Source organism: Streptomyces tibetensis, assembly GCF_007655005.1.
In the GTDB taxonomy this organism is placed as follows: domain Bacteria; phylum Actinomycetota; class Actinomycetes; order Streptomycetales; family Streptomycetaceae; genus Streptomyces; species Streptomyces tibetensis.
In genome coordinates, this window is sequence record NZ_SZVW01000021.1 from 1 (window position 1) to 24580 (window position 24580).

The 24580-nt window shown below is 69.9% G+C and carries 28 protein-coding genes; 10 read left to right on the forward strand and 18 right to left on the reverse strand.

The features are described 5' to 3' along the window. Window positions 1-210: hypothetical protein (locus FDO69_RS31185; protein ID WP_199838342.1), on the forward strand; the 210-nt coding region annotated here is incomplete at its 5' end. Next, a complete protein-coding gene (locus tag FDO69_RS31190) occupies window positions 207-1094 on the forward strand; it encodes an ABC transporter permease (protein WP_104784672.1) in 888 nt (295 codons plus the stop codon). The genes FDO69_RS31185 and FDO69_RS31190, both read left to right, overlap by 4 nt. A 6-nt stretch (window positions 1095-1100) precedes the next feature. Here FDO69_RS31190 and FDO69_RS31195 read toward each other — a convergent pair whose 3' ends face one another. Beyond that, complete coding sequence (locus FDO69_RS31195; RefSeq protein ID WP_104784675.1) at window positions 1101-1433, reverse strand: ATP/GTP-binding protein; 333 nt, start codon at window positions 1431-1433, stop codon at window positions 1101-1103. 266 nt (window positions 1434-1699) lie between these two features. Between FDO69_RS31195 and FDO69_RS31200 the strand changes: the two genes are divergently transcribed. After that, the gene (locus FDO69_RS31200; protein ID WP_104784678.1) at window positions 1700-2728 is read left to right on the forward strand and encodes an LLM class flavin-dependent oxidoreductase; all 1029 of its coding nucleotides are present in this window, start codon (window positions 1700-1702) and stop codon (window positions 2726-2728) included. 84 nt (window positions 2729-2812) lie between these two features. Here the strand turns inward: FDO69_RS31200 and FDO69_RS31205 are convergent, their stop codons facing one another. Beyond that, window positions 2813-3205: an SCO5389 family protein gene (locus tag FDO69_RS31205; protein ID WP_003993005.1), complete on the reverse strand. Its 393-nt coding sequence runs from the start codon at window positions 3203-3205 to the stop codon at window positions 2813-2815. 256 nt (window positions 3206-3461) lie between these two features. Here FDO69_RS31205 and nucS point away from each other — a divergent pair, with 256 nt between their 5' ends. Further along, window positions 3462-4133, forward strand: a complete 672-nt coding sequence (gene nucS / locus FDO69_RS31210) for an endonuclease NucS (RefSeq protein WP_030854272.1) — start codon at window positions 3462-3464, stop codon at window positions 4131-4133. A 76-nt stretch (window positions 4134-4209) separates the two neighbouring features. Here nucS and FDO69_RS31215 read toward each other — a convergent pair whose 3' ends face one another. From FDO69_RS31215 to FDO69_RS31230, 4 genes are all read right to left on the reverse strand, one after another. Continuing rightward, window positions 4210-6711, reverse strand: a complete 2502-nt coding sequence (locus FDO69_RS31215; RefSeq protein ID WP_104784681.1) for an AAA family ATPase — start codon at window positions 6709-6711, stop codon at window positions 4210-4212. 266 nt (window positions 6712-6977) lie between these two features. Further along, on the reverse strand, window positions 6978-7301 hold the full coding sequence (locus FDO69_RS31220; protein WP_053670569.1) for an STAS domain-containing protein: 324 nt from the start codon (window positions 7299-7301) through the stop codon (window positions 6978-6980). A 151-nt stretch (window positions 7302-7452) separates the two neighbouring features. Continuing rightward, window positions 7453-8301, reverse strand: a complete 849-nt coding sequence (locus FDO69_RS31225; protein ID WP_104784683.1) for a 3-hydroxyacyl-CoA dehydrogenase family protein — start codon at window positions 8299-8301, stop codon at window positions 7453-7455. A gap of 126 nt (window positions 8302-8427) precedes the next feature. Next, window positions 8428-9069 carry a TetR/AcrR family transcriptional regulator gene (locus tag FDO69_RS31230; protein WP_104784686.1) on the reverse strand — a complete coding sequence of 214 codons (642 nt, stop codon included), beginning with the start codon at window positions 9067-9069 and terminating at the stop codon, window positions 8428-8430. Between the two features lie 79 nt (window positions 9070-9148). On the opposite strand from FDO69_RS31230, the gene FDO69_RS31235 reads away from it, so the two are divergent. The 3 genes from FDO69_RS31235 to FDO69_RS31245 are packed head-to-tail and all read left to right on the forward strand — an operon-like array spanning window position 9149 to window position 11277. Beyond that, window positions 9149-9931, forward strand: a complete 783-nt coding sequence (locus FDO69_RS31235; RefSeq protein WP_104784689.1) for an ABC transporter ATP-binding protein — start codon at window positions 9149-9151, stop codon at window positions 9929-9931. Window positions 9932-9941: 10 nt separating this feature from the next. Next, entirely contained in the window at window positions 9942-10685 is a 744-nt protein-coding gene (locus FDO69_RS31240) for an ABC transporter permease (protein ID WP_104784692.1), read from the forward strand. Window positions 10686-10704: 19 nt separating this feature from the next. Continuing rightward, on the forward strand, window positions 10705-11277 hold the full coding sequence (locus FDO69_RS31245; RefSeq protein ID WP_104784695.1) for a cob(I)yrinic acid a,c-diamide adenosyltransferase: 573 nt from the start codon (window positions 10705-10707) through the stop codon (window positions 11275-11277). Here FDO69_RS31245 and FDO69_RS31250 read toward each other — a convergent pair whose 3' ends face one another. Together FDO69_RS31250 and FDO69_RS31255 are read right to left on the reverse strand one after the other, a co-directional pair. Continuing rightward, window positions 11278-11466, reverse strand: a complete 189-nt coding sequence (locus tag FDO69_RS31250; protein ID WP_104784698.1) for a DUF5708 family protein — start codon at window positions 11464-11466, stop codon at window positions 11278-11280. Continuing rightward, the gene (locus FDO69_RS31255) at window positions 11463-12041 is read right to left on the reverse strand and encodes a hypothetical protein (protein ID WP_104784701.1); all 579 of its coding nucleotides are present in this window, start codon (window positions 12039-12041) and stop codon (window positions 11463-11465) included. The genes FDO69_RS31250 and FDO69_RS31255 overlap by 4 nt, the downstream gene beginning before the upstream one ends. A 153-nt stretch (window positions 12042-12194) precedes the next feature. Here FDO69_RS31255 and FDO69_RS31260 point away from each other — a divergent pair, with 153 nt between their 5' ends. The 3 genes from FDO69_RS31260 (at window position 12195) to FDO69_RS31270 (ending at window position 16008) form a co-directional block, all read left to right on the forward strand. Next, on the forward strand, window positions 12195-13388 hold the full coding sequence (locus FDO69_RS31260; protein ID WP_104784703.1) for a sensor histidine kinase: 1194 nt from the start codon (window positions 12195-12197) through the stop codon (window positions 13386-13388). Next, the gene (locus FDO69_RS31265; RefSeq protein WP_104784706.1) at window positions 13385-14035 is read left to right on the forward strand and encodes a response regulator; all 651 of its coding nucleotides are present in this window, start codon (window positions 13385-13387) and stop codon (window positions 14033-14035) included. The genes FDO69_RS31260 and FDO69_RS31265 overlap by 4 nt, the downstream gene beginning before the upstream one ends. Before the next feature lie 146 nt (window positions 14036-14181). Next, window positions 14182-16008: a glycoside hydrolase family 18 chitinase gene (locus FDO69_RS31270; RefSeq protein WP_104784709.1), complete on the forward strand. Its 1827-nt coding sequence runs from the start codon at window positions 14182-14184 to the stop codon at window positions 16006-16008. Between the two features lie 100 nt (window positions 16009-16108). Here the strand turns inward: FDO69_RS31270 and FDO69_RS31275 are convergent, their stop codons facing one another. The 10 genes from FDO69_RS31275 to FDO69_RS31320 form a co-directional block, all read right to left on the reverse strand. Next, a complete protein-coding gene (locus FDO69_RS31275; protein ID WP_104784712.1) occupies window positions 16109-16555 on the reverse strand; it encodes a DUF2550 domain-containing protein in 447 nt (148 codons plus the stop codon). A 130-nt stretch (window positions 16556-16685) separates the two neighbouring features. Continuing rightward, the gene (locus tag FDO69_RS31280; RefSeq protein ID WP_033312984.1) at window positions 16686-17063 is read right to left on the reverse strand and encodes a F0F1 ATP synthase subunit epsilon; all 378 of its coding nucleotides are present in this window, start codon (window positions 17061-17063) and stop codon (window positions 16686-16688) included. A gap of 117 nt (window positions 17064-17180) precedes the next feature. After that, window positions 17181-18629, reverse strand: coding sequence for a F0F1 ATP synthase subunit beta (atpD, locus tag FDO69_RS31285; protein WP_104784715.1), 1449 nt, complete (start codon window positions 18627-18629; stop codon window positions 17181-17183). Beyond that, window positions 18630-19547: a F0F1 ATP synthase subunit gamma gene (locus tag FDO69_RS31290; RefSeq protein WP_104784718.1), complete on the reverse strand. Its 918-nt coding sequence runs from the start codon at window positions 19545-19547 to the stop codon at window positions 18630-18632. Window positions 19548-19567: 20 nt separating this feature from the next. After that, window positions 19568-21157, reverse strand: a complete 1590-nt coding sequence (gene atpA / locus FDO69_RS31295) for a F0F1 ATP synthase subunit alpha (protein ID WP_104784721.1) — start codon at window positions 21155-21157, stop codon at window positions 19568-19570. Window positions 21158-21283: 126 nt separating this feature from the next. Further along, entirely contained in the window at window positions 21284-22099 is an 816-nt protein-coding gene (locus FDO69_RS31300; RefSeq protein ID WP_104784723.1) for a F0F1 ATP synthase subunit delta, read from the reverse strand. After that, window positions 22096-22644: a F0F1 ATP synthase subunit B gene (locus FDO69_RS31305; protein ID WP_104784726.1), complete on the reverse strand. Its 549-nt coding sequence runs from the start codon at window positions 22642-22644 to the stop codon at window positions 22096-22098. The genes FDO69_RS31300 and FDO69_RS31305 overlap by 4 nt, the downstream gene beginning before the upstream one ends. 38 nt (window positions 22645-22682) lie before the next feature. Continuing rightward, window positions 22683-22922, reverse strand: a complete 240-nt coding sequence (locus tag FDO69_RS31310; RefSeq protein WP_053670587.1) for an ATP synthase subunit c family protein — start codon at window positions 22920-22922, stop codon at window positions 22683-22685. Between the two features lie 71 nt (window positions 22923-22993). Further along, window positions 22994-23764, reverse strand: coding sequence for a F0F1 ATP synthase subunit A (gene atpB / locus FDO69_RS31315; protein WP_104784729.1), 771 nt, complete (start codon window positions 23762-23764; stop codon window positions 22994-22996). A 273-nt stretch (window positions 23765-24037) separates the two neighbouring features. After that, the gene (locus tag FDO69_RS31320) at window positions 24038-24475 is read right to left on the reverse strand and encodes a Cg1360 family ATP-synthase-associated protein (protein ID WP_104784732.1); all 438 of its coding nucleotides are present in this window, start codon (window positions 24473-24475) and stop codon (window positions 24038-24040) included. Window positions 24476-24580 lie beyond the last annotated feature (105 nt).

The following is a 24580-nucleotide window of genomic DNA, read 5'->3' on the forward strand; positions in this document are numbered from 1 at the left end:
GGTGCCGTCCCGAGCGCCCCTGGCGCCCCCGTCCCGGGCACCCCCAACCCGTACGCCCAGCCCGGGCCTCAGGCCGCCCCGGGTCAGGCTCCGGCAGCCGCCCCGCCCGCGCCCCAGCCGGACGCCGCGCCCGCGCAGCCCGCCGCCACGCCGTCCGCGCCCGCCGCCGCCCCGACCGCCGACCTGACCAAGCCCGAGGACGCCCGATGAGCAGCCCCCAGTCCCAGATGCCGCAGGCCGCGCCCGCCTGGCAGGCGGCTCCCGGTTCCGCCCCCTACCCCGGCGGTCCCGGCTACACCTCGCCGATCCCGATCGTGCGCACCCACCTCGGCAACGCCATCGCTTCCGAGTGGACGAAGATCCGGTCGGTGCGCTCCACGATGTGGACGCTCGGCGTGTTCATCCTGCTCGTCGTCGGCATCGGTCTGCTGACCGGCATCGTGGTGTCGAGTTCGAGCTCCTCGTCGGACCTGTCCGGACAGAACGCACTGTCCCTCGGCTTCTTCGGCCTGTTGCTCGGCAGCATGTGCATCATCACGCTGGGCGTGCTGACCACTGCCTCGGAGTACGGCACGGGCATGATCCGCACCACGATGGTCGCCTGCCCGAGCCGCGGACGGGTGCTGGTGGCGAAGGCCATCGTGTTCTTCCTGGTCGCCTTCGTCGTGACGCTGGTGGCCGGCTCCCTCGTCGCCTTCCTGCACGTGGCCATGCTGGAGGGCAACGGCGCCGAGGACCCCACCGGCGGTGAGTGGCTGAAGGCCACGGTCGGCATCTCGCTCTACATCGCGCTGCTCGGCCTGCTCTCGCTCCTCGTCGGCTCGATCATCCGGCACTCGGCGGGCGCCATCACCATCATGATCGGCGCCGTGCTGGCCCCGCTGGTGATCGCGCTGTTCATGTTCTCGGAGTCCCTGCAGGGCGTGCGCGACGCGCTGTTCGAGTACTCGATCCCGAACCAGCTCAGCGTCTTCTACGCCAACTCCCTCAGCCAGTCCGGCCCGTCCGGCTGGGACCCGCTGTGGATCATCCTCGGCGTCACGGCCGTGGCGTTCGCCGGCGCCTTCGCGCTCCAGGAGAAGCGGGACGTCTGAGCCCGGTCAGAACCTCGGCGCGTTACGGGACCGCCGCACCCCCGGGGTGCGGCGGTCCCGCGCGTTCCAGCAGGCCTTGTGCCAGTGTCTGCGGTCGTCGACGCCCGTGTGATCCGCCCACGCCACCACGTGCGGCATCCCGTCCGGGATCATCTGGTCGCAGCCCGGGCAGCGGTACGACTTGCCCTGCGCGCTCGCGCCGGCCACGTGCCGCACGTTCCAGTTCTCGCCCTGCCAGTTCTCCGAGGACTGCCAGCCGCCGTAGCGGCCGGGGCGGTCGTCCTCGACGCTCCGGCCGGATTCAGCGGCGCCCTTGGGTCGGTTGCGACGCGGGGACACGGGACACCTCTCGGGGCTATACAGGAAGCACGGGCCGCGTCCAGCCTACGCGGCGCGCACGTGGGTACGCGTACGGCACCAATCGCCATAAGTGCCTCGCGGGGCCCGGCGGGTTCGCCCCGGGTGCTCTCCCCCGGGCCCCCGGCGGAACCGCGCATTCTGCAGACAATCCGCAAAATACTCCGCCCGGCCGTGTCCTCGGCACGTGTCAGACGGTTATGCGCTGTGGGGGAGCTCCGTGTCGGAGCCAAGGAAGCAGGAAAGCGATGCGCGTTGGAAGTTTCGTGTTGGCGGCCCAGTTCCCCGGTCAGGGCGAGGGAGAGGCGCTGCACCGCGCGGTCCGCTCGGCCGAGGTGGCCGAGGAGGCCGGGCTCGACACGGTCTGGCTGGCCGAGCACCACTTCGTGCCGTACGGCACGTGCCCGTCGGCCATCACCCTGGCCGCCTTACTGCTGGGCCGCACCCGGCGCATCCGGGTCGGTACGGCGGTCAGCGTGCTGCCCACCGTCCACCCCGTGGCCCTCGGCGAACAGGCGGCGCTGCTGCACCACACGAGCGACGGCCGTTTCACGCTCGGTGTCGGACGCGGCGGCCCCTGGGTCGACCTGGAGGTGTTCGGCGCGGGCCTGGAGGCGTACGAGCAGGGGTTCCCGGAGGCCCTGGAGCTTCTGGTGCGGTGGTTGCGCGAGTCGTCCGTGGCGGCCGACGGGGAGCGCTTCCGCTTCCGTGAAGTCCCCGTGGTGCCGCGGCCGTCGGAGGCTCTGACGGAGGGTTCGGGACCCGAGCTGGTCGTCGCCTGCACCTCGCCGTCGAGTGTGCGGCTGGCGGCCGAGCGGGGCCTGTCGATGCTGCTCGGGATGCACGTGGGTGACGAGGAGAAGGCCGAGATGGTCGCGCTGTGGCGGCAGCACGCGCGGGCCTGCGGCCGGTCACCGGAGGAGATCCTGGGCGCGTCGCATGTGTCGGCCGGTGTCTGCCAGATCGCGGACCGGCGCGTCGACGCGGCGGAGACGCTGATGAAGGCGATGCCGGGCTGGCTGAAGCAGGGCCTGGAGGCGCATGTCACGGTCGACGGGCGCACGCGCCGGATGCGCGACCCGCTGGCCTACACCGAACTGCTCTGCGGGCTCCACCCGGTGGGCACCCCGCGGCTGTGCGCGGACCGGCTGGCGGCGACCAGTGAGCGGACCGGCATCTCCCGCTTCGCGCTGCTCGTCGAGGGCTCCGGGGATCTGGCGGCGACCGAGGAGAACGTGCGTCGGCTGGGCGCCGAGGTGCTCCCCCAACTCGTCTGACGGCGCGATGACTTCCTGGGGGCTTGCCGCTCCGGTACAGAACCGCACCTCCCGCGTACGGAGCGGCAAGCAAATGGCGCCGCGTCAGCAGTCCCGGAACTCGGGAGACTGGTTCAGCACCTGACTGCGAACCGAGGTGAAACGGTCCAGCTTCTCGTCGACCGAGGAGTCGAGCGGGAACACGGCCACCCGGTGGCAGTTCTGGAAGGCCAGGCGCACACCGAAGTGCCGTTGCAGCGCGCCGCGTATCGCGTCACTCGCAAGCGCACGCAGCAGCTGACCGCGTGCCTGCTCGTCCGGCGGGGGCGTCTGGTTGTCGGCGAACGCACCGCCGTCCACCTTCAGCTGGGCCACCAGTGAGCTGATCATCTCCCACGCATAGGGCAGGGAGGTCCGGACGCAGTCGACGAATTCCGCTTCGTCGACCTCGCCTCGCTCGGCCTGTTCGAGTAGGGCCGGTGAGACGTCGAGCGACATGAGTTCTCCTCTCGCACCCCCGCCCGGCGGGCAGGGGTTGCCGGACAGATAAGGGAGTTCGCGACACCGGACACGCTGCGTACACGCACCGCGACCTCCCGTTCATACGGTAAGCAACGCAAGGTGACGGCACCAGGAAAATGCGCAGATGAGACACTCTCGATGAGCACACCATGCACACAATCGGCCATTACCGAACACGTGTTTTCCAGGGCGAATCGCGTGGACAGGCGCCCGTCGAGTAGCGTTGCCGACCATGCGTCTCGTCATTGCCCGCTGTTCCGTGGACTACGCCGGGCGGCTCACCGCCCACCTTCCCTCGGCCCCTCGCCTGATCCTGGTGAAGGCGGACGGCAGCGTCTCGATCCACGCCGACGACCGGGCCTACAAGCCCCTGAACTGGATGTCGCCGCCCTGCACCCTGAAGGAGGGCACCGGCGAGGAGGAAGGCGTCTGGACCGTCGTCAACAAGGCGGGCGAGAAGCTCATCATCACGATGGAGGAAGTCCTCCACGACTCCTCGCACGAACTGGGCGTCGATCCCGGCCTGATCAAGGACGGCGTGGAAGCGCACCTCCAGGAGCTGCTCGCCGACCGTATCGAGACACTCGGCGACGGCTACACGCTGATCCGCCGCGAGTACCCGACGGCCATCGGGCCGGTCGACATCCTGTGCCGGGACGCCGACGGCAAGACCGTCGCGGTGGAGATCAAGCGGCGCGGTGAGATCGACGGTGTGGAACAGCTCACGCGTTACCTGGAGCTGCTCAACCGCGATCCCCATCTCGCCCCGGTGCGCGGTGTCTTCGCGGCCCAGGAGATCAAGCCCCAGGCCCGCGTCCTCGCGACCGACCGCGGCATCGGCTGCCAGGTGCTCGACTACGACGCGCTGCGGGGCATCGAGGACGACAAGCTGCGGCTGTTCTGACAGCCGGCACGCAGACGAACAGACGAACAGGGCCGGGTCCGTGGAACGGACCCGGCCCTGCTGTCGGTGCGGGGTGTCAGATCACCGTGTCCGGGCTGCTCGGCGCGCCGGTGGTGCTCTGCGGCGCGCTCGCCGTGGTGCTCGTGGGAGCACTCGGCGCCGGCCCGCTGGCCGAGTCGGAGGTGGACGGGCTGGTCGTCGGCGGCTGCGAGGTGGGCGGCTCGGACGTGGGCGGCTGCGAGGTCGGCGGCTCGGACGTGGGCGGCTTCGATGTCGGCGGCTTCGACGTGGGCGGCTTCGACGTCGCAGGCGGCTCGGTGGTGGACGGCGGCTTCGAGGTCGACGGCGGCCTCGACGGTGACGCGGAGTCGCTCGGGTCCGGCGAACCGCTCGGCGAGGCCGTCGGCGTCGGGTCGTCCGACGTGCCAAGGGTGCCGTCCGGGCCCGGGTCGGTCGGGCGGGCGGGCACCTCGCCTGTGTCGCCGCCGCCGTCGTTCTTCGGCCGGTCGGCGCCGAGGCTGTCGTCGCTGACCCCTTGGCTGGCGGACGGGTTGACACCGACCTGGCCGGAGGGCGGGTTCTTGTCGTTGTCGGAGGTGGCGCCGAGCGTCACCACGGTGCCCAGGACTGCGACGAGCAGGGCACCGGCACCGGCGGCCACGAGGTTGCGCCGGGCCAGGCCCTTGAGGCCGCCCCGGGCCGCCCGTGAGGGCGCGGGCGAGCTGCGGTGGGTGACCAGGGCCGGGGAGGGCGGCTGCTGGAGCGTGGGGAAGGGTGCCGGAACACCGCCGGGCGGGGACGCCGACTCCTCGTCACGGGCGTCGGGCACCTCCTCCCCCGCGGTCGGCCCGAGCCCGATCGGTGTGCCCGAGCGGTCGGCGACCAGGGCGAGGGCACGGCGGCCGGCGACGGTGCCGCGCTTGTCGGCGAGGGCGCCGCGCAGGCCGATGGAGGCCTCCAGTTCGGCGCGGGCCCGGTCGAGCTGCCCCGCGCACAGGGCGAGAACGCCGAGCTCGTGGTGGAAGTAGGCCTCTTCGGCGACGTCCCCGGCGAGCCGGGCGGCCTCGGCGCCGGAGCGCAGGGCCCGCTCCCAGGCGCTCCAGTGCAGTCCGGCGGCGAACGCGGGAGCGGCGGTGCGGGCCAGGTGAACGGCCGCGCTCTCCTCGCCCTCGGCGGGCGGCCGGGTGACCGGCCCGAGGACGGCCAGGGCGGCAAGGAGCGCGTCGGCCTCGGCGCACACGCGCTCAGGGGTGACCGAAGGGTGCCCGGCCCACCAGGAGTAGTGCTGGGCGGCGCTGCGGGCACCGGCCTCGGCCTCGTCGGCGTACCCGGCGGCCTCCAGCTGGGCCGGCACACCGGCCGCGAGGCGGTAGCGGGAGCCGACCGGGGAGACCAGACCGCAGGCGGCCAGTTCGCCGAGGGCGGCGTCCGCGTGGGTGTCGCCGACCAGGGCGGGCAGATGCGCCTGGTGCGGGACCTCGCCGCCGAGGGCGAGCGCGAACCGCAGGGTGGCGCGGGCGGAGGCGCTCAGCCGGGAGGCGAGCAGCGGCGCGGGCGCGGCGGCCTCGCCGAGCGCGGGCAGCGGCACGTCGTCGCCGAGGTCGTAGGTCTCCACGCTGTCGGCCGGGGGCGCGTCTTCGAAGACGCCGAACTCGTCGACGGCACTGGTGCCGGCGCGCAGCCGGTCGCGCTGCCGCAGCAGGGCGCCGGCCTGGACGAAGCGCAGCGGCAGGCCCTCGGACTCGAACCAGAGGTCGCCGGCCCAGTTGGACTCGTCCTCGGTGAGGGTCCGGCCGACGGCGTGTTCCAGCAGGTCGAGCCCGGCCGCGCGCTCCAGTCCGCCGAGGACGACCTCCTCGACGGCGGCGTGGGCGGAGGGGGCCGGCACGTCCGGGGTGGCGCCGAGCAGGAAGGCGCACTCGGGGGTCGCCTGCAGCAGCTCGTCCAGCGCTGCGCCGCCGAACTCCAGGTCGTCGAGGACGACGACCGCGCCGATCTCACGGACGTGACCAAGCAGTTCGTCCCGGTCCGGGCGGTGCAGTGGGGCGCTGTACACCGCGTGGAACAGGCCGTACAGCAGGTCGTCGGAGGTGCGTCCGAAGCCGTTGAGACGGACGACGCCGTCGGGGGCGAGGTCGGAGCAGTCCTCGGCGACGAGGTCGAGGAGGCGGGTGCGGCCCGAGCCCGCCGGGCCGGTGAGGCGGGTGGAGCGGCCGCGGGCGAGCAGGCGCACCAGGCGCTCGCGTTCGTCCTGGCGGGCCAGCAGCGGCAGGGCGGGCTGCGGGGGGCCGGGCGGGACGGGCGGACGAGCCGCACGCTCGGCCTCGGCGCGCTCGGCCGCGGTGAGCTTCACCGGCCGGGCAGGCCGCGCAGTGGGCGGGCAGACCTCTATCTCGCTGCCGTCGACGGGGTTGACCGTCAGCAGGAAATCGCCGGCGACGAGCTGCACCGTGCGGGCGAGCGCAGGCGCGTGCTGGGCGAAGTCCGGTGTGAGGGATTCCCTGGGAGGGCGCTGGCGCGGCGCGGGGCCGTCGCCATCGTGGCCGTACTCCTCGGGTCCCTGGTTGTCAGGATCCATAGGTCAAGCCCCCCAAAAGCGTGTGTGTGCTTGGAAAAGCCCCTCCCGGCCTTGCTGCACACCGCGCTGTCGCTTCTGGTCCGGTCCCGCTCGAAGGGTGTCAAGGCAGCGGGCAGCCGAACCCTAAACCTTCGCACAGTATCTACGACAGTCCGGGGTACCGCTCCGTCCGTAACGTCACGGTCTCGTGAGGATTGTGCGCGTCGCACGGTCGGCGACGTGCGTCCGGGTCTCCCCGGTCGCCCGGCTCACACCCGTACGAGCCGTCACACGCGGGGAAGCGTCTCCACCCCGATGCCTCCCTCGATCGCCAGGATGCGGTGCAGTCGGGTGGCCACCAGCAGGCGCTGCATCTGCGGCGGTACGTCGCGCAGCACCAGGCGCCGGCCGCAGCGGCCGGCCCGTCGGTGGGCCCCCATGATCACACCCAGTCCGGTGGCGTCCCAGGAGTCCAGTTCGGACAGGTCCAGCACGAGGTCCCCGACTCCGTCGTCGACGGCCGAGTGCAGGACCGTACGGGCGTCCGCCGCGCTCCGGACGTCGAGGCGGCCCCCGACGACCAGCCCGGCGTGGTCGCCCCTGATGTACATATGCGCTCCCCGTGCGTGCGAATCGTGCTCCGCGTTCTGGATGTGGGTGATGCAACCTCTGACTGTGTGGAGGAGCCAGAGGTTGCTTCTTGTAAGCGAACCGATACCGAATTCACCCTGGGGTGTGATGGGCCCCGGGGCATGTGCGGTTTCAGTGCTTGTAGAAGCCCTGCCCGCTCTTGCGCCCGATGTCACCGGCGTCAACCATCCGGCGCATCGACTCGGGAGCCGCGAACTTCTCGTCCTGGGACTCGGTGTAAATGTTGTTCGTGGCGTGCAGCAGGATGTCGACGCCGGTCAGGTCCGCCGTCGCCAGCGGGCCCATGGCATGGCCGAAGCCCAGCTTGCAGGCCAGGTCGATGTCCTCGGCGCTCGCCACGCCCGACTCCTGCAGCTTCGCGGCCTCGACGACCAGGGCGCAGATGAGACGGGTCGTCACGAAGCCGGCGACGTCGCGGTTGACGACGATGCAGGTCTTGCCGACCGACTCGGCGAACTCCCGGGCGGTGGCCAGGGTTTCGTCGCTGGTCTTGTAGCCGCGCACCAGCTCGCACAGCTGCATCATCGGCACCGGCGAGAAGAAGTGCGTGCCGACGACCCGTTCCGGTCGCTCCGTCGCCGCCGCGATCTTGGTGATCGGGATGGCGGAGGTGTTGGACGCGAGGACCGCCTCGTCCTTCACGATCTTGTCGAGCGCGCGGAAGATCTCGTGCTTGATCTCGAGCTTCTCGAACACGGCCTCGACGACCACGTCCGCGTCCGCCACGGCGTCCAGGTCGGTGGTCGCGGTGATGCGGGCCAGGGCGGCGTCGGCGTCATGCGCTTCCAGCTTGCCCTTGGCGACGAACTTGTCGTACGACGCCTTGATGCCGTCGGTGCCCCGCGTCAGCGCCTCGTCGGTGACGTCACGCAGGACCACCTCCCAGCCCGCCTGTGCGGAGACCTGGGCGATGCCGGACCCCATGAGGCCGGCTCCGATGACGGCGAGCTTCCCTGCCACTGTGCGACTCCCCTGACGCGCTGCTTATGTCTGCCTCTCGGGCGGACACTAGCGCTCGTGAGGGGCTGTGTGACCAGTAAGTAATGCGCGTCACGTCTCACATGACGGACATCACACCACCAGGGGTCACGCGCCGCCTCGGACGGCGTAGTTGAGCACCTTCTCGCCCAACAGCTCCTCGATGTCGTCGAGAACGACGAGCATCTCCCGGGATACTTCGTCCGGGTTGCGCCCCTTGACCATCTCGCGGCCGATCGCGACGAAAAGGGTGCCGTGGACCCAGACGATCTGACCGGCGATCAGCCCGGGCAGCGGGTCACCGGCCGCGGCGCCGGTCTCCTCGCGGAGGGTCGCCTCCAGGTTGTCCTGGAGCTCCTGCTGCATGCTCCACAGCCGGGAGCGCAGCGGCGGCGCCTCTTCGATGCAGCGCATGAAACGGTCGTAGCCCTCGATGAGGCCGATCCGGGGTGAGACGGCCTCGATCTCGGCGCGCAGTTCGCGCAGCACCGCCCGGGCGGCCGACTCCCCCGCGTCCCGGCCGCGCACCCAGCGCGAGAGCCGGTCGACGACGCCCTCGGAGCGGTCGAAGAAGAGGTCCTCCTTGGCCGGGAAGTAGTTGTAGACGGTGTTCACGGAGACGTCGGCCGCCTCCGCCACCTCGGCGATCGTCACCGTCACGAACCCGTGCTCCAGGAACAGCCCGGTGGCGATGTCCGAGATGCGCTGCCTGGTCTCGCGCTTCTTCCGCTCCCTGAGCCCCTCAGCCATGTCCGAATCCTAACTTCCATGGAGACCCTGAAAACTTGGGGTCATTGCAAACTTTAAGAGACTCTGCTTTTCTGAGGCCATGGCAATCATCAGTACGGCCGGGCTGGCCCGTACCTTCCTGACCAAGAACGGCCCCGTGGAGGCCGTGCGCTCCATCGACCTGACCGTCCGCGAGGGCGAGATCCTCGGCTTCCTCGGCCCGAACGGCGCCGGCAAGACGACGACCCTGCGGATGCTGACGACCCTGCTGGAGCCGACCGGCGGCGCCGCCACCGTCGCGGGCCACGACCTGGCCACGGACCCGGCCGGGGTGCGGCGGGCCTGCGGCTACGTGGCACAGTCCGGCGGTGTCGACCCGCAGATCAGCGTGCGCGAGGAGCTGGTCACCCAGGGGCGGCTGTACCGGCTGACCAGGGCTCAGGCCGTCGAGCGCGCCGCGGAACTGGCCCGCGACCTGGACCTCACCGAGCTCCTCGACCGCAAGTGCGGCGCGCTCTCCGGCGGTCAGCGGCGGCGGCTGGACATCGCGCTGGCGCTCACCCATCGCCCGAAGGTGCTGTTCCTCGACGAGCCGACGACCGGTCTCGACCCCGGCAGCCGCGCCGACCTGTGGGACCTGGTGCGCCGGCTGCGCGACCAGCACGGCACGACGGTGTTCCTGACCACGCACTACCTCGACGAGGCCGACGCCCTCTCCGACCGGCTGGTCGTCGTCGACCACGGCGTGGTCGTCGCCGAGGGCACCCCGAGCGCGCTGAAGCTGCGGTACGGCGGATCGCTCGACGCCTCGCTCCAAGAGACGTTCCTCGCCATCACCGGCCGCAGCGCCGCGCTGGCCGACGCCGCCCCCGTAGCCGTATAGGAGTGCCGGAATGCTGCTGCACGACACCGCCCTCGTCTACGGGCGCTACCTCCGCCAGTCACTGCGCTCCCGCTTCGCGCTGCTCTTCGGCGTGCTCATGCCGCTGCTGTACCTGCTGTTCTTCGGCCCCCTGCTCACGGACCTGCCGCTCGGCGAGCAAGGCAGCTCCTGGCAAGTGCTCGTCCCCGGGCTGCTGCTCCAACTCGGTCTGTTCGGGGCGTCCTTCGCGGGTTTCTCGATCATCATCGAGAAGGGCCACGGCGTGGTCGAGCGCATGCGCGTCACCCCGGTCAGCCGACTGTCCCTGCTGCTCGGCCGGGTGCTGCGGGACGCCACGGTGTTCGTCTTCCAGGCCGTACTGCTGGTGCTTGCGGCGGTGGCGATGGGTCTGCGGGCGCCGCTGGCCGGCGTTCTGATCGGCTTCGCCTTCGTCGCCCTGCTCACGCTCTCGCTGGCCGCGTTGTCCTACGCGCTGGCGATGAGGATGGACACCCCGCAGAGCTTCGGCCCGGCGATCAACGCGCTGACCATGCCGTCCATGCTGCTGTCCGGCCTGATGCTCCCCATGACCCTGGGCCCGGCCTGGCTGAACGTCCTGTCGCACCTCATGCCGTTCCGCTATCTGGTGGACGCGGTGCGGGACGCCTACGTCGGCAGCTACGCCACACCCCACATGCTCCACGGCGCGCTGGTGGCCTTCGGTCTCACGACGCTGTCCGTGACAGTGGGCACACGCGTGTTCCGAACCGCCTGAGCGTAACTACGCTGGCCACATGGTCAATCTGACGCGCATCTACACCAGGACCGGCGACCAGGGCACCACCGCCCTCGGCGACATGAGCAGGGTCGCCAAGACCGACCTGCGGAGCTCCGCGTACGCCGACGCCAACGAGGCCAACGCGGCGATCGGCACGGCCATCGCGCTGGGCGGCCTGGACGAGGAGATCGTCACGGTCCTCACCCGCGTCCAGAACGACCTGTTCGACGTGGGGGCGGACCTGTCGACACCGGTGGTGGAGAACCCGGAGTTCCCGCCCCTGCGGGTCGAGCAGTTCTACATCGACAAGCTGGAGGCGGACTGCGACCGCTTCAACGAAGAGCTGGACAAGCTCCGCTCGTTCATCCTCCCCGGCGGCACCCCCGGCGCGGCCCTGCTGCACCAGGCCTGCACGGTGGTCCGCCGGGCGGAGCGCTCGACCTGGTCCGCCCTGGAGGTCCACGCCGAGACGATGAACCCTCTGACGGCGACCTACCTCAACCGCCTGTCCGACCTCCTGTTCATCCTCGCGAGGACCGCGAACAAGGAGGTCGGAGACGTGCTGTGGGTTCCGGGCGGGGAGCGGTAGTCAGTTCCTGCCGCGTGCCGCCTGCCACAGGCCGGAGGCGACCAGCACGCCGCCGACGCACATCATCACGATGCCGACCTTCGTGAGGGTGACGACGGGGACCTCCACGTCGCCGGTGAACAGCCACAGCCCGAGTCCGATCACGAAGGTGACGACGCCTTCCACCAGATTCCCGCGGGCCCTGCTCATGGGTGCGCCCTCTCCTTCTCCAGCCGTTCCTCCGGCTCCCCCGCGGGAGCCTTCCGCGGCCAGATCAGATAGCTCAGCGCGACCAGTCCGTGGATCCCGGCCGCACGCCAGGCCACATAGCGCCAGCTCTCCAGAGAGGTGACGCGGCTCGGGTCGTCCACGTACCAGATCGCGAGCTGGAGGAGCACGGTCGCGACGACGGCGCCCACCAGCGTGCCCAGCCAGACCCTCCCCTCGTAGCGCGCCCGGGCCATGCCGTAGCGCGGCGGCCCGATCGGCTTCGGGGCCCCGCCCAGCCGGTGGGCGGCGTGGCCGTCGAGCCACTTCACCGTGCGGTGGCCGTGCCCGACCGTGTAGCCGATGTACAGCGCGGCCAGGCCGTGCGTCCAGTTCGGCTCGGCGCCGTTCTTCAGGTCCAGCGCGGTGGCCACCAGCAGGACGACCTCCAGCAGCGGCTCGCACAGCAGCAGTGCCAGCCCCGTACGGGGCATGCGCAGCAGGTAGCGGACGGACAGGCCGGCCGCCAGCAGCACCCAGAAGCCGATCTCGCAGGCGGCGATCAAGGCGACGATCACGGTTCGCTCCTCTCGGTCACCTCTCCAGGCTCCCGGGCGGGGCGGCCGGAATCGTCGTCGCGACTGACGAACCCCGGGTACATCGAAAGATGCAGCCGGAGCCCCTACGCGCGGGTCATGCGCGGGGTGTGACCGGCCGTGTTGGATGGTGCCATGGCCGCTGGACTCCCCCGCCCCCGACGTTTCGACGTCTACGTCGCGCTCGGCAGCCTGCTCGGCGGACTGCTGCTGTGGGGTGTCGGCCTGGCCACGAGACCGAGCACCGAGGTGTACGTGCTCCTGCCCGGGCGCTGGCCGGTCCTGTTGCCGCTGTTCGTGCTCGCCGGCTGCGAGTTGCTGCGCCGGGCCGCCCCGCGCACCGGCCTGTTGATCGGCACGGCCGCGATCGTCCTGGACGTCGTCACCCAGGGCAACGTGGCCACGATCCTGATGTTCACGGACCTCGTGTACGCGGCCGTCCTGTACGGCCCGCCGTCCTCGGCCCACCGCATTCCGCGGATCACCGGGCTGCTCACCGTGGCCGGAGCCGTCGTGCCGTTCGCGGTCTGGCGCGAGCCCGAGGCGCTGCTGATCGGCGTGGTCACCGGCCTGGTCGCCTTCGGGCCCGCCTCCACCGGGCTGATCGTGCGCAACCACCGCGAGGCCGCCGAGGCAGCGCGGCTGCGCGCCGAGCAGACCGCGCTGCTCGCGGAGATGGACCGCACCCAGGCCGTCACCGCCGAGCGCGCCCGGATGGCCCGCGAGCTGCATGACATGGTGGCCAACCATCTGTCCGCGATCGCCATTCACTCCACCGCCGCGCTGTCCCTCGACGATCCGAAGACCACTCAGGACGCGCTCGTGGTCATTCGCGAGAACAGTGTGGAAGGGCTCGCCGAGATGCGACGGCTGATCGGCCTCCTGCGCGACAGCAGCGGCGACGTGGAACCGTCCGCCGCTCCCACGCTCGACGGCCTGGGCTCGCTGGTGGACGGCGCCCGTACCAACGGCCTCGACGTCACCCTCGACGCCGAACGGAGCGAGGTGCCCACCCCCGTCGAGCTCGCCGCCTACCGCATCGTGCAGGAGTCGCTGACCAACGCGCTCAAGCACGCGGCCCCGGGCCGGGTCACCGTCTCCCTGATGCGGCGGGACGGCTCACTCATCGTCAGCGTGACCAGCCCCTACGGGGACCGGGACGCCCCGCGCGCCCCCGGGTCCGGCGCGGGTCTGGTCGGCATGAGAGAACGCGTGGCCCTGCTGGACGGCACGTTCGAAGCCGCCCCCGAGGACTCGCCCGAGGGCAAGATCTGGGCCGTACGCGCCACCCTCCCCGTCAGCCACCGTGCCGAAGGAGACACCGCATGAGCTCGCCCGTCCGGGTCCTCGTCGCCGAGGACCAGTCCGCCGTCCGCGCGGGTCTGGTCCTCATCCTGCGCAGCGCGCCCGACATCGAGGTGGTCGGTGAGGCGGTGGACGGTGAGCAGGCGGTGGCGCTGGCCCGTGAGCTGCGGCCTGACCTGGTGCTGATGGATGTGCAGATGCCGCGTCTGGACGGGGTGTCGGCGACCCGGCAGGTCGTCGCGGAGCGGCTCGCCGACGTGCTGGTGCTGACCACCTTCGACCTCGACGAGTACGTCTTCGGGGCGCTGCGGGCGGGCGCCTGCGGGTTCCTGCTGAAGAACACCGAGGCGAGCGAACTGCTGGAGGCCGTGCGGACGGTGGCGCGCGGGGAGGGACTGATCGCCCCGGCGGTGACGCGGCGGCTGATCGCGGAGTTCGCCGCGAAGCCCGCACGGGAGCCCGCGTCCGATCCGGCGGTGCTCGAACAGCTGACCCGGCGGGAGCGCGAGGTGCTGTCCTGCCTCGGCCGGGGGCTGTCCAACGCGGGCATCGCGGAGCGGCTCGACATGGCCGAGGCGACCGTGAAGACCCATGTCAGCAGGCTGCTCGGGAAGCTGGGTCTGCGGAGCCGAGTGCAAGCAGCCGTGCTGGCGCAGGAGTTGGGTGTCTGAAGCGGGCCCGGGTCCGACGCGGCACACACCGGGTACAGGGTGGTCCAGACCTATTGACCGGTGGTCCAGACCTTTCTATTCTCACCGCACCATGAGTGGGCGTGAGGCTCAGTCACGCCCCCACAACTCCATCGAGGAGGCGCAGCATGCGCTTCAGACACAGAGCCGCGGCGGGGTTCGCGACCCTCTTGCTCCCCTTCGCCGGCCTCGTCGGCCTGGCGAGCCCGGCCCAGGCAGCCACGTCCGCCACCGCCACCTACGCCAAGACCCAGGACTGGGGCTCCGGCTTCGAGGGCAAGTGGACGGTGAAGAACACCGGCACCACGACGCTCAGCTCCTGGGCCGTCGAGTGGGACTTCCCCTCCGGAACCTCCGTCACCTCCTCCTGGGACGCCGACGTCACCTCCGCCGGCACCCACTGGACCGCGAAGAACAAGTCCTGGAACGGCACCCTCGCCCCCGGCGCCTCCGTCTCCTTCGGCTTCAACGGCAGCGGCACCGGCTCCCCCGCGAACTGCAAGCTGAACGGCGGCAGTTGCGACGGCGGCACCACGGAACCCGGTGACAGCGCGCCGAGCGCCCCGGGCACCCCGACCGCCTCGGACATCACCGACACCTCGGTGAAGCTGTCCTGGTCCGCCGCCACCGACGACAAGGGCGTCAAGAACTACGACGTCCTGCGCGACGGCAGCAAGGTCGCCACCGTGACGGGCACCTCGTACACCGGCACCGGCCTCACCGCCGGCACCGACTACTCCTTCTCCGTCCAGGCCCGTGACACCGCCGACCAGACCGGCCCGGTCAGCGGCGCCGTCCGGGTCCGCACCACCGGCGGCACCACGGAGCCGCCACCCACCGGCGACAAGGTCAAGCTCGGCTACTTCACCGAGTGGGGCGTCTACGGTCGCAACTACCACGTCAAGAACCTGGTGACGTCGGGCACGGCCTCGAAGATCACCCACATCAACTACGCGTTCGGCAACGTCAAGAACGGCCAGTGCACCGTCGACGACACCTACGCCGCCTACGACAAGGCCTACGCCGCCGACCAGTCCGTCAGCGGCACCGCCGACACCTGGGACCAGCCGCTGCGCGGCAACTTCAACCAGCTCCGGCAGCTGAAGGCCAAGTACCCGCACATCAAGGTCCTGTACTCCTTCGGCGGCTGGACCTACTCCGGCGGCTTCGGCCAGGCCGCGGCCAACGCCGCCGCGTTCGCCAAGTCCTGCAAGGCCGTCGTGGAGGACCCGCGCTGGGCCGACGTCTTCGACGGCATCGACATCGACTGGGAGTACCCGAACGCCTGCGGCCTGAGCTGCGACACCTCCGGCCCCGCCGCCTTCAGGAACCTGATGTCGGCGCTGCGCACCGAGTTCGGCCAGAACTACCTGGTCACCGCGGCCATCACCGCCGACGGCTCCTCCGGCGGCAAGATCGACGCGGCCGACTACGGCGGCGCCGCCCAGCACCTCGACTGGTACAACGTGATGACGTACGACTACTTCGGCGCCTTCGACAAGGACGGCCCGACCGCCCCGCACTCCCCGCTCACGTCGTACCCGGGGATCCCGCAGGCGGGCTTCGACTCGGCCGACGCGATCGCCAAGCTGAAGGCGAAGGGGGTCCCCGCCAAGAAGCTGCTGCTCGGCATCGGCTTCTACGGCCGCGGCTGGACCGGCGTCACCCAGTCCGCCCCGGGCGGCTCGGCGACCGGCGCGGCACCGGGCACGTACGAGGCGGGCATCGAGGACTACAAGGTTCTGAAGAACTCCTGCCCGGCCACCGGCACCATCGCCGGCACGGCGTACGCGCACTGCGGCAGCAACTGGTGGTCCTACGACACCCCGTCGACCATCGCCGGGAAGATGAGCTGGGCCAAGAACCAGGGCCTGGGCGGCGCGTTCTTCTGGGAGTTCAGCGGCGACACCGCGGGCGGAGAGCTGGCGACCGCCATCGACAGCGGCCTGAAGTAGGCCGGGTGAAAGAGAAGTTCGAAGGGTCCTAGACCCTGGGCGACATTGACGCTCCCCCAGACTTCGTCCGGGAGAACCCCCACCCAGCGGGTGAACGCGGCTACGCCACGTTCACCCGCTGTCCGGGCGGGGCTGCCTCCAGCCACGCGAGGAAACCGGTCAGCGCGTCTTCACTCATCGCGAGTTCGAGACGCGTGCCCCGGTGCAGACAGGCCAGGATCACATGGTCGGAGAGCAGCGCCAGCTCCTCCTCGCCCTCCGGAACCCGGCGGCCGGCCACCTCGATCGCGGAACGCTCCAGGACGCGCCGTGGACGGGGCGAGTACGAGAAGACGCGGTACCACTCGACGCGGTCACCGTTGTAGCGGGCCACCCCGTACGCCCAGCCCTTGCCGTTGCTGTCTCCCTCGGCCGGGGCGTCCCAGCGCATGCTGGCATCGAAGGTGCCGCCCGACCGCTGGATCAGCCGGCGACGCAGGCCGAAGACGAACAGGCCCACCACCACGAGGGCCACCACGATTCCGCACACAGTCAGAGCGAGGACCATCGACACCGACCTCCTCGTCTCCTAGGTAACGGAACGTAAAAATCACCCACATCCGCCTCAGCCGCGGCCGGGTCCGGATCTCTCCGGTACCCAGCCGCGGCTGAGTGACATCATCGCGCGGCGGACGGGGTCAGCGGGCCGCCGTGGCAGCCCGCAGACGGACGTCCGCACGGCGCTGGGCCTCCGCGTCGTCCTCCGCCTTCGCGCGCTCGAGCTCCTGCTCCGCGCGCTGGACATCGATCTCGTCCGACAGCTCGGCGACTTCGGCGAGCAGCGAGAGCTTGTCGTCCGCGAACGAGATGAATCCGCCGTGGACAGCGGCGACGACCGTCCCGCCCTCACTCGTACGGATGGTCACCGGGCCCGACTCCAGCACACCGAGCAGCGGCTGGTGACCGGGCATGACGCCGATGTCGCCGGACGTGGTGCGCGCGACGACCAGGGTGGCCTGGCCGGACCAGACCTCACGGTCGGCCGCGACCAGCGCGACGTGCAGCTCAGCAGCCAAGGGTGGCTCCTCGGGTCACCACCCGGCGGGAGTGCCGGGTGTTGGTTACAAGTCTAGTAGGCGTGAATGAGGGGGCGGGACGAGCCCCGCCCCCTCATGACTCGAGCGCTGCCCGGGTCAGGAGACGCCCAGCTCCTTCGCGTTGTTCTTCAGGTCCTCGAGACCACCGCACATGAAGAACGCCTGCTCCGGGAAGTGGTCGTACTCGCCGTCGCAGATCGCGTTGAACGCGGCGATCGACTCGTCCAGCGGCACGTCCGAACCGTCCACGCCGGTGAACTGCTTGGCGGCGTGGGTGTTCTGGGACAGGAAGCGCTCCACGCGACGGGCACGGTGGACGACGAGCTTGTCCTCCTCGCCGAGCTCGTCGATACCGAGGATCGCGATGATGTCCTGCAGGTCCTTGTACTTCTGCAGGATGTTCTTCACGCGCATCGCGGCGTTGTAGTGCTCCGCCGAGATGTACCGCGGGTCGAGGATGCGGGACGTCGAGTCCAGCGGGTCCACGGCCGGGTAGATGCCCTTCTCGGAGATCGGACGGGACAGAACCGTCGTCGCGTCGAGGTGGGCGAAGGTGGTGGCCGGGGCCGGGTCGGTCAGGTCGTCCGCGGGGACGTAGATCGCCTGCATCGAGGTGATCGAGTGACCACGGGTCGAGGTGATGCGCTCCTGGAGGGTGCCCATCTCGTCGGCCAGGTTCGGCTGGTAGCCCACCGCGGAGGGCATACGGCCGAGCAGGGTCGACACCTCGGAACCGGCCTGGGTGAAGCGGAAGATGTTGTCGATGAAGAACAGCACGTCCTGCTTCTGGACGTCGCGGAAGTACTCCGCCATCGTCAGGCCGGCCAGGGCCACGCGCAGACGGGTGCCCGGGGGCTCGTCCATCTGGCCGAAGACCAGCGCGGTCTTGTCCAGAACGCCGGACTCTTCCATCTCCGCGATGAGGTCGTTGCCCTCACGGGTGCGCTCGCCGACGCCCGCGAAGACGGAGACGCCCTCGTGGAGGTTGGCGACACGCATGATCATTTCCTGGATCAGCACGGTCTTGCCGACACCGGCACCACCGAACAGACCGATCTTGCCGCCCTTGACGTACGGGGTGAGCAGGTCGACGACCTTCAGGCCCGTCTCGAACATCTCGGTCTTCGACTCGAGCTGGTCGAACGCGGGGGCCTTGCGGTGGATGGACCAGCGCTCGCCCTCGTGGACCTCGTCGCTGTTCAGCACCTCACCGAGGGTGTTGAACACCTTGCCCTTGGTGAAGTCGCCGACCGGGACGGTGATGCCCGCGCCCGTGTCGGTCACCGGGGCCTGGCGGACCAGGCCGTCGGTGGGCTGCATGGAGATGGCACGGACCAGGCCGTCACCCAGGTGCTGGGCGACCTCCAGGGTCAGCGTCTTCTTCTGGCCCGCGAGCGCCGGGTCTGCGACCTCGACGTGCAGGGCGTTGTAGATCTCCGGCATCGCGTCGACGGGGAACTCCACGTCGACGACCGGGCCGATGACCCGCGCGACGCGGCCAGTGGCCACGCCAGCAGGAGCGGTCGGCTCAACAGTGGTGGTCATTTATCGGTCACTCCCCGCGGTCGCGTCGGCCAGGGCGCTCGCGCCACCGACGATCTCGCTGATTTCCTGGGTGATTTCGGCCTGGCGGGCCTGGTTGGCAAGCCGGGTGAGCGTCTCGATGAGCTCTCCGGCGTTGTCGGTGGCCGACTTCATCGCGCGCCGCGTGGCGGCGTGCTTGGAGGCGGCCGACTGGAGCAGCGCGTTGTAGATGCGGCTTTCGACGTAGCGCGGCAGCAGGGCGTCGAGGACGTCCTCCGCCGAGGGCTCGAAGTCGAACAGCGGAAGGATCTCGCCCTTGGGCGCGGCCTCCGCAGCCACCTCGTCGAGGCTGAGCGGCAGCAGCCGCGCCTCTTTCGCCGTCTGCGTCATCATCGACACGAACTCGGTGTAGACGATGTGGAGCTCGTCCACGCCGCCCTCGGCCATCTCCGTCTCGATGGCCTCGATCAGCGGGGCCGCGACCTTCTTGGCGTCCGCGTACGACGGGTCGTCGGTGAAGCCCGTGAACGACTCCGCGATCTTGCGCTCGCGGAAGTTGTAGTGGGCGACACCGCGGCGGCCGACGATGTAGTTGACGACTTCCTTGCCCTCGGCCTCGAGCTGCGCCGTGAGCTTCTCCGCGGCCTTGATGGCGTTGGAGTTGAAGGCGCCGGCCAGACCGCGGTCGCTCGTGAGGAGCAGGACCGCGGCGCGGGTCGGGTTCTCGGCCTCCGTCGTCAGCGGGTGCTTGGTGTTAGAGCCGGTGGCGACCGCCGTGACCGCGCGGGTGAGCTCGGTCGCGTACGGGGTGGAGGCCGCCACCTTGCGCTGCGCCTTGACGACGCGCGAGGCGGCGATCATCTCCATCGCCTTGGTGATCTTCTTGGTCGCGGAGACGGATCGGATGCGACGCTTGTAGACCCGGAGCTGGGCTCCCATGAGTCAGGTCCCTTCCGTCGTCACTTACCGGCAGCCGGGGTGTCCTCGCCGAGCAGCTTGCCGTCGGAGGTCTCGAACTGCTTCTTGAACTCCGCGATGGCCTCGGCGACCGCCTGCAGGGTGTCGTCGGACATCTTGCCGCCCTCGCGGATGGAGGTCATCAGACCCTGCTCCTTGCGGTGCAGGTAGTCCAGCAGCTCCTTCTCGAAGCGGCGGATGTCGGCGACGGGGACGTCGTCCATCTTGCCGGTGGTGCCGGCCCAGACGGAGACGACCTGGTCCTCGGTGGCCATCGGCTGGTACTGCGACTGCTTCAGCAGCTCGACCATGCGCTGACCGCGCTCCAGCTGCGCCTTCGACGCGGCGTCCAGGTCGGAACCGAAGGCGGCGAACGCCTCCAGCTCACGGAACTGGGCGAGGTCCACGCGCAGACGGCCGGAGACCTGCTTCATCGCCTTGTGCTGCGCGGAACCACCGACTCGGGAGACGGAGATACCGACGTTCAGCGCGGGGCGCTGACCGGCGTTGAACAGGTCCGACTCCAGGAAGCACTGGCCGTCGGTGATGGAGATGACGTTGGTCGGGATGAACGCCGAGACGTCGTTGGCCTTGGTCTCGACGATCGGCAGACCGGTCATCGAGCCGGCACCCATCTCGTCGGAGAGCTTGGCGCAGCGCTCCAGCAGACGGGAGTGCAGGTAGAAGACGTCACCCGGGTAGGCCTCACGGCCCGGCGGGCGGCGCAGCAGCAGCGACACGGCGCGGTAGGCGTCGGCCTGCTTCGACAGGTCGTCGAAGATGATCAGGACGTGCTTGCCCTGGTACATCCAGTGCTGGCCGATGGCCGAACCGGTGTACGGCGCAAGGTACTTGAAGCCGGCCGGGTCGGACGCCGGGGCGGCGACGATGGTCGTGTACTCCAGCGCGCCGGCCTCCTCCAGAGCGCCGCGCACGCCGGCGATGGTGGAGCCCTTCTGGCCGATGGCGACGTAGATGCAGCGAACCTGCTTGTTCGGGTCGCCCGAACGCCAGTTGTCGCGCTGGTTGATGATCGTGTCGACGGCCAGGGCGGTCTTGCCGGTCTGGCGGTCACCGATGATCAGCTGACGCTGGCCACGGCCGACGGGGGTCATCGCGTCGACGGCCTTGTAGCCCGTCTCCATCGGCTCGTGCACCGACTTGCGGACCATGACGCCCGGGGCCTGCAGCTCCAGGGCGCGACGGTCTTCGGTCTCGATCTCGCCGAGGCCGTCGATCGGGTTGCCGAGGGGGTCCACCACACGGCCGAGGTAGCCCTCGCCCACCGCGACGGAGAGAACCTCACCGGTACGGGAGACCGGCTGACCCTCCTCGATGCCGCTGAACTCGCCGAGGACGACGCAGCCGATCTCGCGCTCCTCGAGGTTGAGGGCGAGACCGAGGCTGCCGTCCTCGAACTTCAGCAGCTCGTTGGCCATGACCGAGGGCAGGCCCTCGACCTTCGCGATGCCGTCACCGGCGAAGGTGACCGTACCGACCTCCTCGCGCGAGGCCGCGTCCGGCTTGTACGCCTGGACGAAGTTCTCCAGCGCGTCCCGGATCTCCTCCGGCCGGATCGTGAGCTCCGCCATCTGGGTTCCCTGCTCTCCTTGTTGGGCCCGAAGTTTCACTTTGGGGGTCTGGGGGCGACCCCCAGGATTCTTCTGCACGGCCCAACCAGGGCCGTCGTAAGTACGTTGTGCCTATTGAGTTGCTGCTCAGCCGGCGAGCCGGCGGCTGGCGTCCTCGATGCGGTCCGCGAGGGAGCCGTTGATGACCTCGTCGCCGACCTGCACCCGGATTCCGCCGAGGACCTCGGGGTCCACGTCCAGGTTGAGGTGCATCGTGCGGCCGTAGAGCTTCGCGAGGGCGGCGCCCAGGCGCTGCTTCTGCGGGTCGCTCAGCGGCACCGCCGAGGTGACGATGGCCACCATGCGGTCCCGGCGCTCGGCGGCGAGCTTGGACAGGGACTCGAGTCCCGACTCCAGGCTACGTCCCCGCGGCGCGGTCACAAGGCGCGTGACCAGACGCTCGGTGGCCGACTGCGCCCGGCCGCCGAGGAGGCTGCGCAGCAGCGCGCTCTTGGCCGAGGTGGTGGCCTTGCGGTCGGTCAGCGCGGCGCGCAGCTCGGTGCTGCCGGAGACGATCCGGCCGAACCGGAACAGCTCGTCCTCGACGTCGTCGAGCTTGCCCGCCTGCTGGGCGGCCGTGAGGTCGGCGGTGTCGGCCAGCTCCTCCAGCGCGTCCACCAGGTCGCGGGACTGCGACCAGCGGGAGCGCACCATGCCGGCCACCAGGTCGGCGGCAGGGCCGCTGACCTGGGTGCCGAGCAGACGCTGGGCCAGTTCTGCCTTGGCCTCCGCGGCCTGCGCCGGGTCGGTGAGGACCCGACGCAGCGACACCTCGCGGTCGAGCAGCGCGGTGACGGCGGCCAGCTCGTCGGCGAGCGAGGTCGCGTTCACGGACGTCGAGTCCGTCAGCGCGTCGAGACGCTCACGTGCGGCTGCCAGGGCCTCGCGGCTCGCTCCGTTCATCGTCCGGCCTCGGCCTTCTCCTCGAGCTCGTCGAGGAACCGGTCGATCACGCGGCTCTGGCGGGCGTGGTCCTCGAGGGACTCCCCGACGAGCTTGCCGGCCAGGTCGGTGGCGAGCTTGCCGACGTCCTGGCGGAGCGCGGAAGCGGCGGCCTTGCGGTCGGCCTCGATCTGGGAGTGGCCGGCGGCGACGATCTCCTCGCGCTGACGCTGGCCTTCGGCCCGCATCTCGGCGATGAGCGTGGCACCCTGCTCCTGCGCCTCCTGGCGCAGGCGCGCGGCCTCGTGCCGGGCCTCGGCGAGCTGTGCCTTGTACTGCTCAAGGACGCTCTGGGCTTCGACCTTCATGGTCTCGGCCTCTTCGATACCGCCTTCGATCGCCGCGCGGCGCTCCTCCAGAACCTTGTTGATGTTCGGAAGCAGCTTCTTCCAGAAGAAGAAGAACACGATGGCGAAGGCGATGGTGCCGATGAGCAGCTCGGGGCCCGGAGGAATGAGCGGGTTCTGCTCTTCCTCGGCCGCCAGCTGCACCAGGTTGGCGATCACATCAGTGCCTTTCGTCGAAACGTGTCGGTAGGGAAGTCTTACTTCGTACCGAACACGAACGGCATGACGATGCCGATGAGGGCGAGCGCCTCACAGAAGGCGAAGCCCAGGATCTGGTTGGCACGGATCAGGCCGGCGGCCTCGGGCTGACGGGCCAGGGCCTGGGTGCCGTTGCCGAAGATGATGCCGACGCCGATGCCGGGGCCGATAGCCGAGAGGCCGTAACCGACGGAACCGATGGAACCGGAGACAGCGGCAAGGGTCTCAGTGGCAGCCATGCTGAATCTTCCTTCTCTTAACGGACCGGTGGGGGTTGGCCACCGGACGACCGGGGGTGGGGGTGTGGGGCTCAGTGATGCTCAGCGAGAGCGCCCTGGATGTACGTGCAGGCGAGGAGTACGAAGACGTACGCCTGGACGGCCTGCACGAAAAGCTCGAAGCCGATCATGGCGATGGTCATCACGAACGAGACACCGGCCGCCGGGACCATCCAGCTGTTCAGCAGGTACCAGGAGGCGACGGTGAACATGACCAGCATCAGGTGGCCGGCGAACATGTTGGCGAACAGTCGCACCGCGTGCGTGAACGGCCGGACGAGCAGGTTCGAGAAGAACTCGATGACCATCACGAGCGGCAGCACCGGGCCGAGCGACTTGTCGTAGCCGGTGACGTTCTTGAAGAACCCGACGAAGCCGTGCCGCTTGAAGGTCAGCGAGACCCAGGTCACGTAGACGATCGCGGCGAGGACCGCCGGGAACGCGATGATCGACGAGACCGGGAACTGCGCGAGCGGGACCACGGACCAGATGTTCATGATCCAGATGAAGAAGAACAGCGAGACCATGAACGGGACGTACTTCTCGCCCTCACGCTTGCCGAGCGTCTCGTAGACGATGCCGCGGCGGACGAAGTCGTAGCCGGCTTCACCGACCATCTGCAGCTTGCCCGGCACCACCTTCGCTTTGCCGAAGGCCGCGTAGAAGAAGCCGATGATGAGGACGGTGGTGATGAGGGCGAGCAGCATCACCTTGTTGAACTCGAACCCCCCAACCGTGGTGATCGGCTTGAAGAGGAACGAGTGCAGGCCCGGAGCCGGAAAACCACACCCGTTGTCGGACATGATCCGACAGCTCCAGTCAAAGGCGAGCTGGGTCTGGTCAGCACTCACCGCGGGCTCCTTCGGCGTGACGCATGTGTACGGCAACCTCGTTGTGTCGGCGCGGCGCGGAGCCGCGGTTCGGCACGGGACTGGTGTAACGGATGTGAGGGCGGCTGAGGGGCATCGAGCCTCGCGTTCGAGCAGGCGTCAGCTCAGATGCCCGCGCCCGCGATGCCGCAGTTGGCACCGGACGATAGCAGGAGTTCCTACTGCCCTTTATCGCGCCCCTACTCGTCACGACGACGGTCCGGTCTTCTCGGGCTTCTCGGTCTTCGCGGAGTCCGGGTCGATGTAGAAGATCTTGGCCTTCATATGCGCACGAGCTTGCGCAGCCATCCACACGACGGTCGCGATGACGAGCCCGAGGGCGAACGTCTTCGGGTTGAAGAGAGAGGTGTCCTTGAAGACAGCAGCGAAGATCAGAAGCAGCAGCAACTGAGCGCCATAAAGCATGAGCCCCATGGCCTGGAACAACTGCGGGAGCGTTTTTGCCGTCCACTGGAGAACGTACAGACCGATTCCCATGAAGAGGATGGCCAGTACGGTGCCGACGGCTGCTCCGATGGCTCCCTTCCCTCCGGCCACCGCGCCACTGACGGCGACCACGACCACACCGGCAGCCGCTGTGGGTACAGCGCACTGCAAGAGGTTCCGGGCGTCATTGGACGGCATGGCGGCAACTCCGCTTTCGCAGGGGGCAGGGTGTCGTCATGGACGAGCGTAGTCCCGGGCTGAGTGGAGACCTCACGCCATTGGACCGTCGCACTGCGGTCCTTC

Excerpts from the sequence above, each read along its gene's own strand:
- FDO69_RS31290 (WP_104784718.1), bottom strand. The coding sequence starts at position 19,547 with ATGGGAGCCCAGCTCCGGGTCTACAAGCGTCGCATCCGATCCGTCTCC.
- atpB (WP_104784729.1), bottom strand. The coding sequence starts at position 23,764 with ATGTCCGACAACGGGTGTGGTTTTCCGGCTCCGGGCCTGCACTCGTTC.
- FDO69_RS31200 (WP_104784678.1), top strand. The coding sequence starts at position 1,700 with ATGCGCGTTGGAAGTTTCGTGTTGGCGGCCCAGTTCCCCGGTCAGGGC.
- FDO69_RS31205 (WP_003993005.1), bottom strand. The coding sequence starts at position 3,205 with ATGTCGCTCGACGTCTCACCGGCCCTACTCGAACAGGCCGAGCGAGGC.
- FDO69_RS31190 (WP_104784672.1), top strand. The coding sequence starts at position 207 with ATGAGCAGCCCCCAGTCCCAGATGCCGCAGGCCGCGCCCGCCTGGCAG.
- FDO69_RS31300 (WP_104784723.1), bottom strand. The coding sequence starts at position 22,099 with ATGAACGGAGCGAGCCGCGAGGCCCTGGCAGCCGCACGTGAGCGTCTC.
- FDO69_RS31230 (WP_104784686.1), bottom strand. The coding sequence starts at position 9,069 with ATGGCTGAGGGGCTCAGGGAGCGGAAGAAGCGCGAGACCAGGCAGCGC.
- FDO69_RS31220 (WP_053670569.1), bottom strand. The coding sequence starts at position 7,301 with ATGTACATCAGGGGCGACCACGCCGGGCTGGTCGTCGGGGGCCGCCTC.
- FDO69_RS31270 (WP_104784709.1), top strand. The coding sequence starts at position 14,182 with ATGCGCTTCAGACACAGAGCCGCGGCGGGGTTCGCGACCCTCTTGCTC.
- FDO69_RS31235 (WP_104784689.1), top strand. The coding sequence starts at position 9,149 with ATGGCAATCATCAGTACGGCCGGGCTGGCCCGTACCTTCCTGACCAAG.
- FDO69_RS31250 (WP_104784698.1), bottom strand. The coding sequence starts at position 11,466 with ATGAGCAGGGCCCGCGGGAATCTGGTGGAAGGCGTCGTCACCTTCGTG.
- atpD (WP_104784715.1), bottom strand. The coding sequence starts at position 18,629 with ATGACCACCACTGTTGAGCCGACCGCTCCTGCTGGCGTGGCCACTGGC.
- FDO69_RS31275 (WP_104784712.1), bottom strand. The coding sequence starts at position 16,555 with ATGGTCCTCGCTCTGACTGTGTGCGGAATCGTGGTGGCCCTCGTGGTG.
- FDO69_RS31245 (WP_104784695.1), top strand. The coding sequence starts at position 10,705 with ATGGTCAATCTGACGCGCATCTACACCAGGACCGGCGACCAGGGCACC.
- nucS (WP_030854272.1), top strand. The coding sequence starts at position 3,462 with ATGCGTCTCGTCATTGCCCGCTGTTCCGTGGACTACGCCGGGCGGCTC.
- FDO69_RS31265 (WP_104784706.1), top strand. The coding sequence starts at position 13,385 with ATGAGCTCGCCCGTCCGGGTCCTCGTCGCCGAGGACCAGTCCGCCGTC.
- FDO69_RS31215 (WP_104784681.1), bottom strand. The coding sequence starts at position 6,711 with ATGGATCCTGACAACCAGGGACCCGAGGAGTACGGCCACGATGGCGAC.
- FDO69_RS31310 (WP_053670587.1), bottom strand. The coding sequence starts at position 22,922 with ATGGCTGCCACTGAGACCCTTGCCGCTGTCTCCGGTTCCATCGGTTCC.
- atpA (WP_104784721.1), bottom strand. The coding sequence starts at position 21,157 with ATGGCGGAGCTCACGATCCGGCCGGAGGAGATCCGGGACGCGCTGGAG.
- FDO69_RS31320 (WP_104784732.1), bottom strand. The coding sequence starts at position 24,475 with ATGCCGTCCAATGACGCCCGGAACCTCTTGCAGTGCGCTGTACCCACA.
- FDO69_RS31240 (WP_104784692.1), top strand. The coding sequence starts at position 9,942 with ATGCTGCTGCACGACACCGCCCTCGTCTACGGGCGCTACCTCCGCCAG.
- FDO69_RS31260 (WP_104784703.1), top strand. The coding sequence starts at position 12,195 with ATGGCCGCTGGACTCCCCCGCCCCCGACGTTTCGACGTCTACGTCGCG.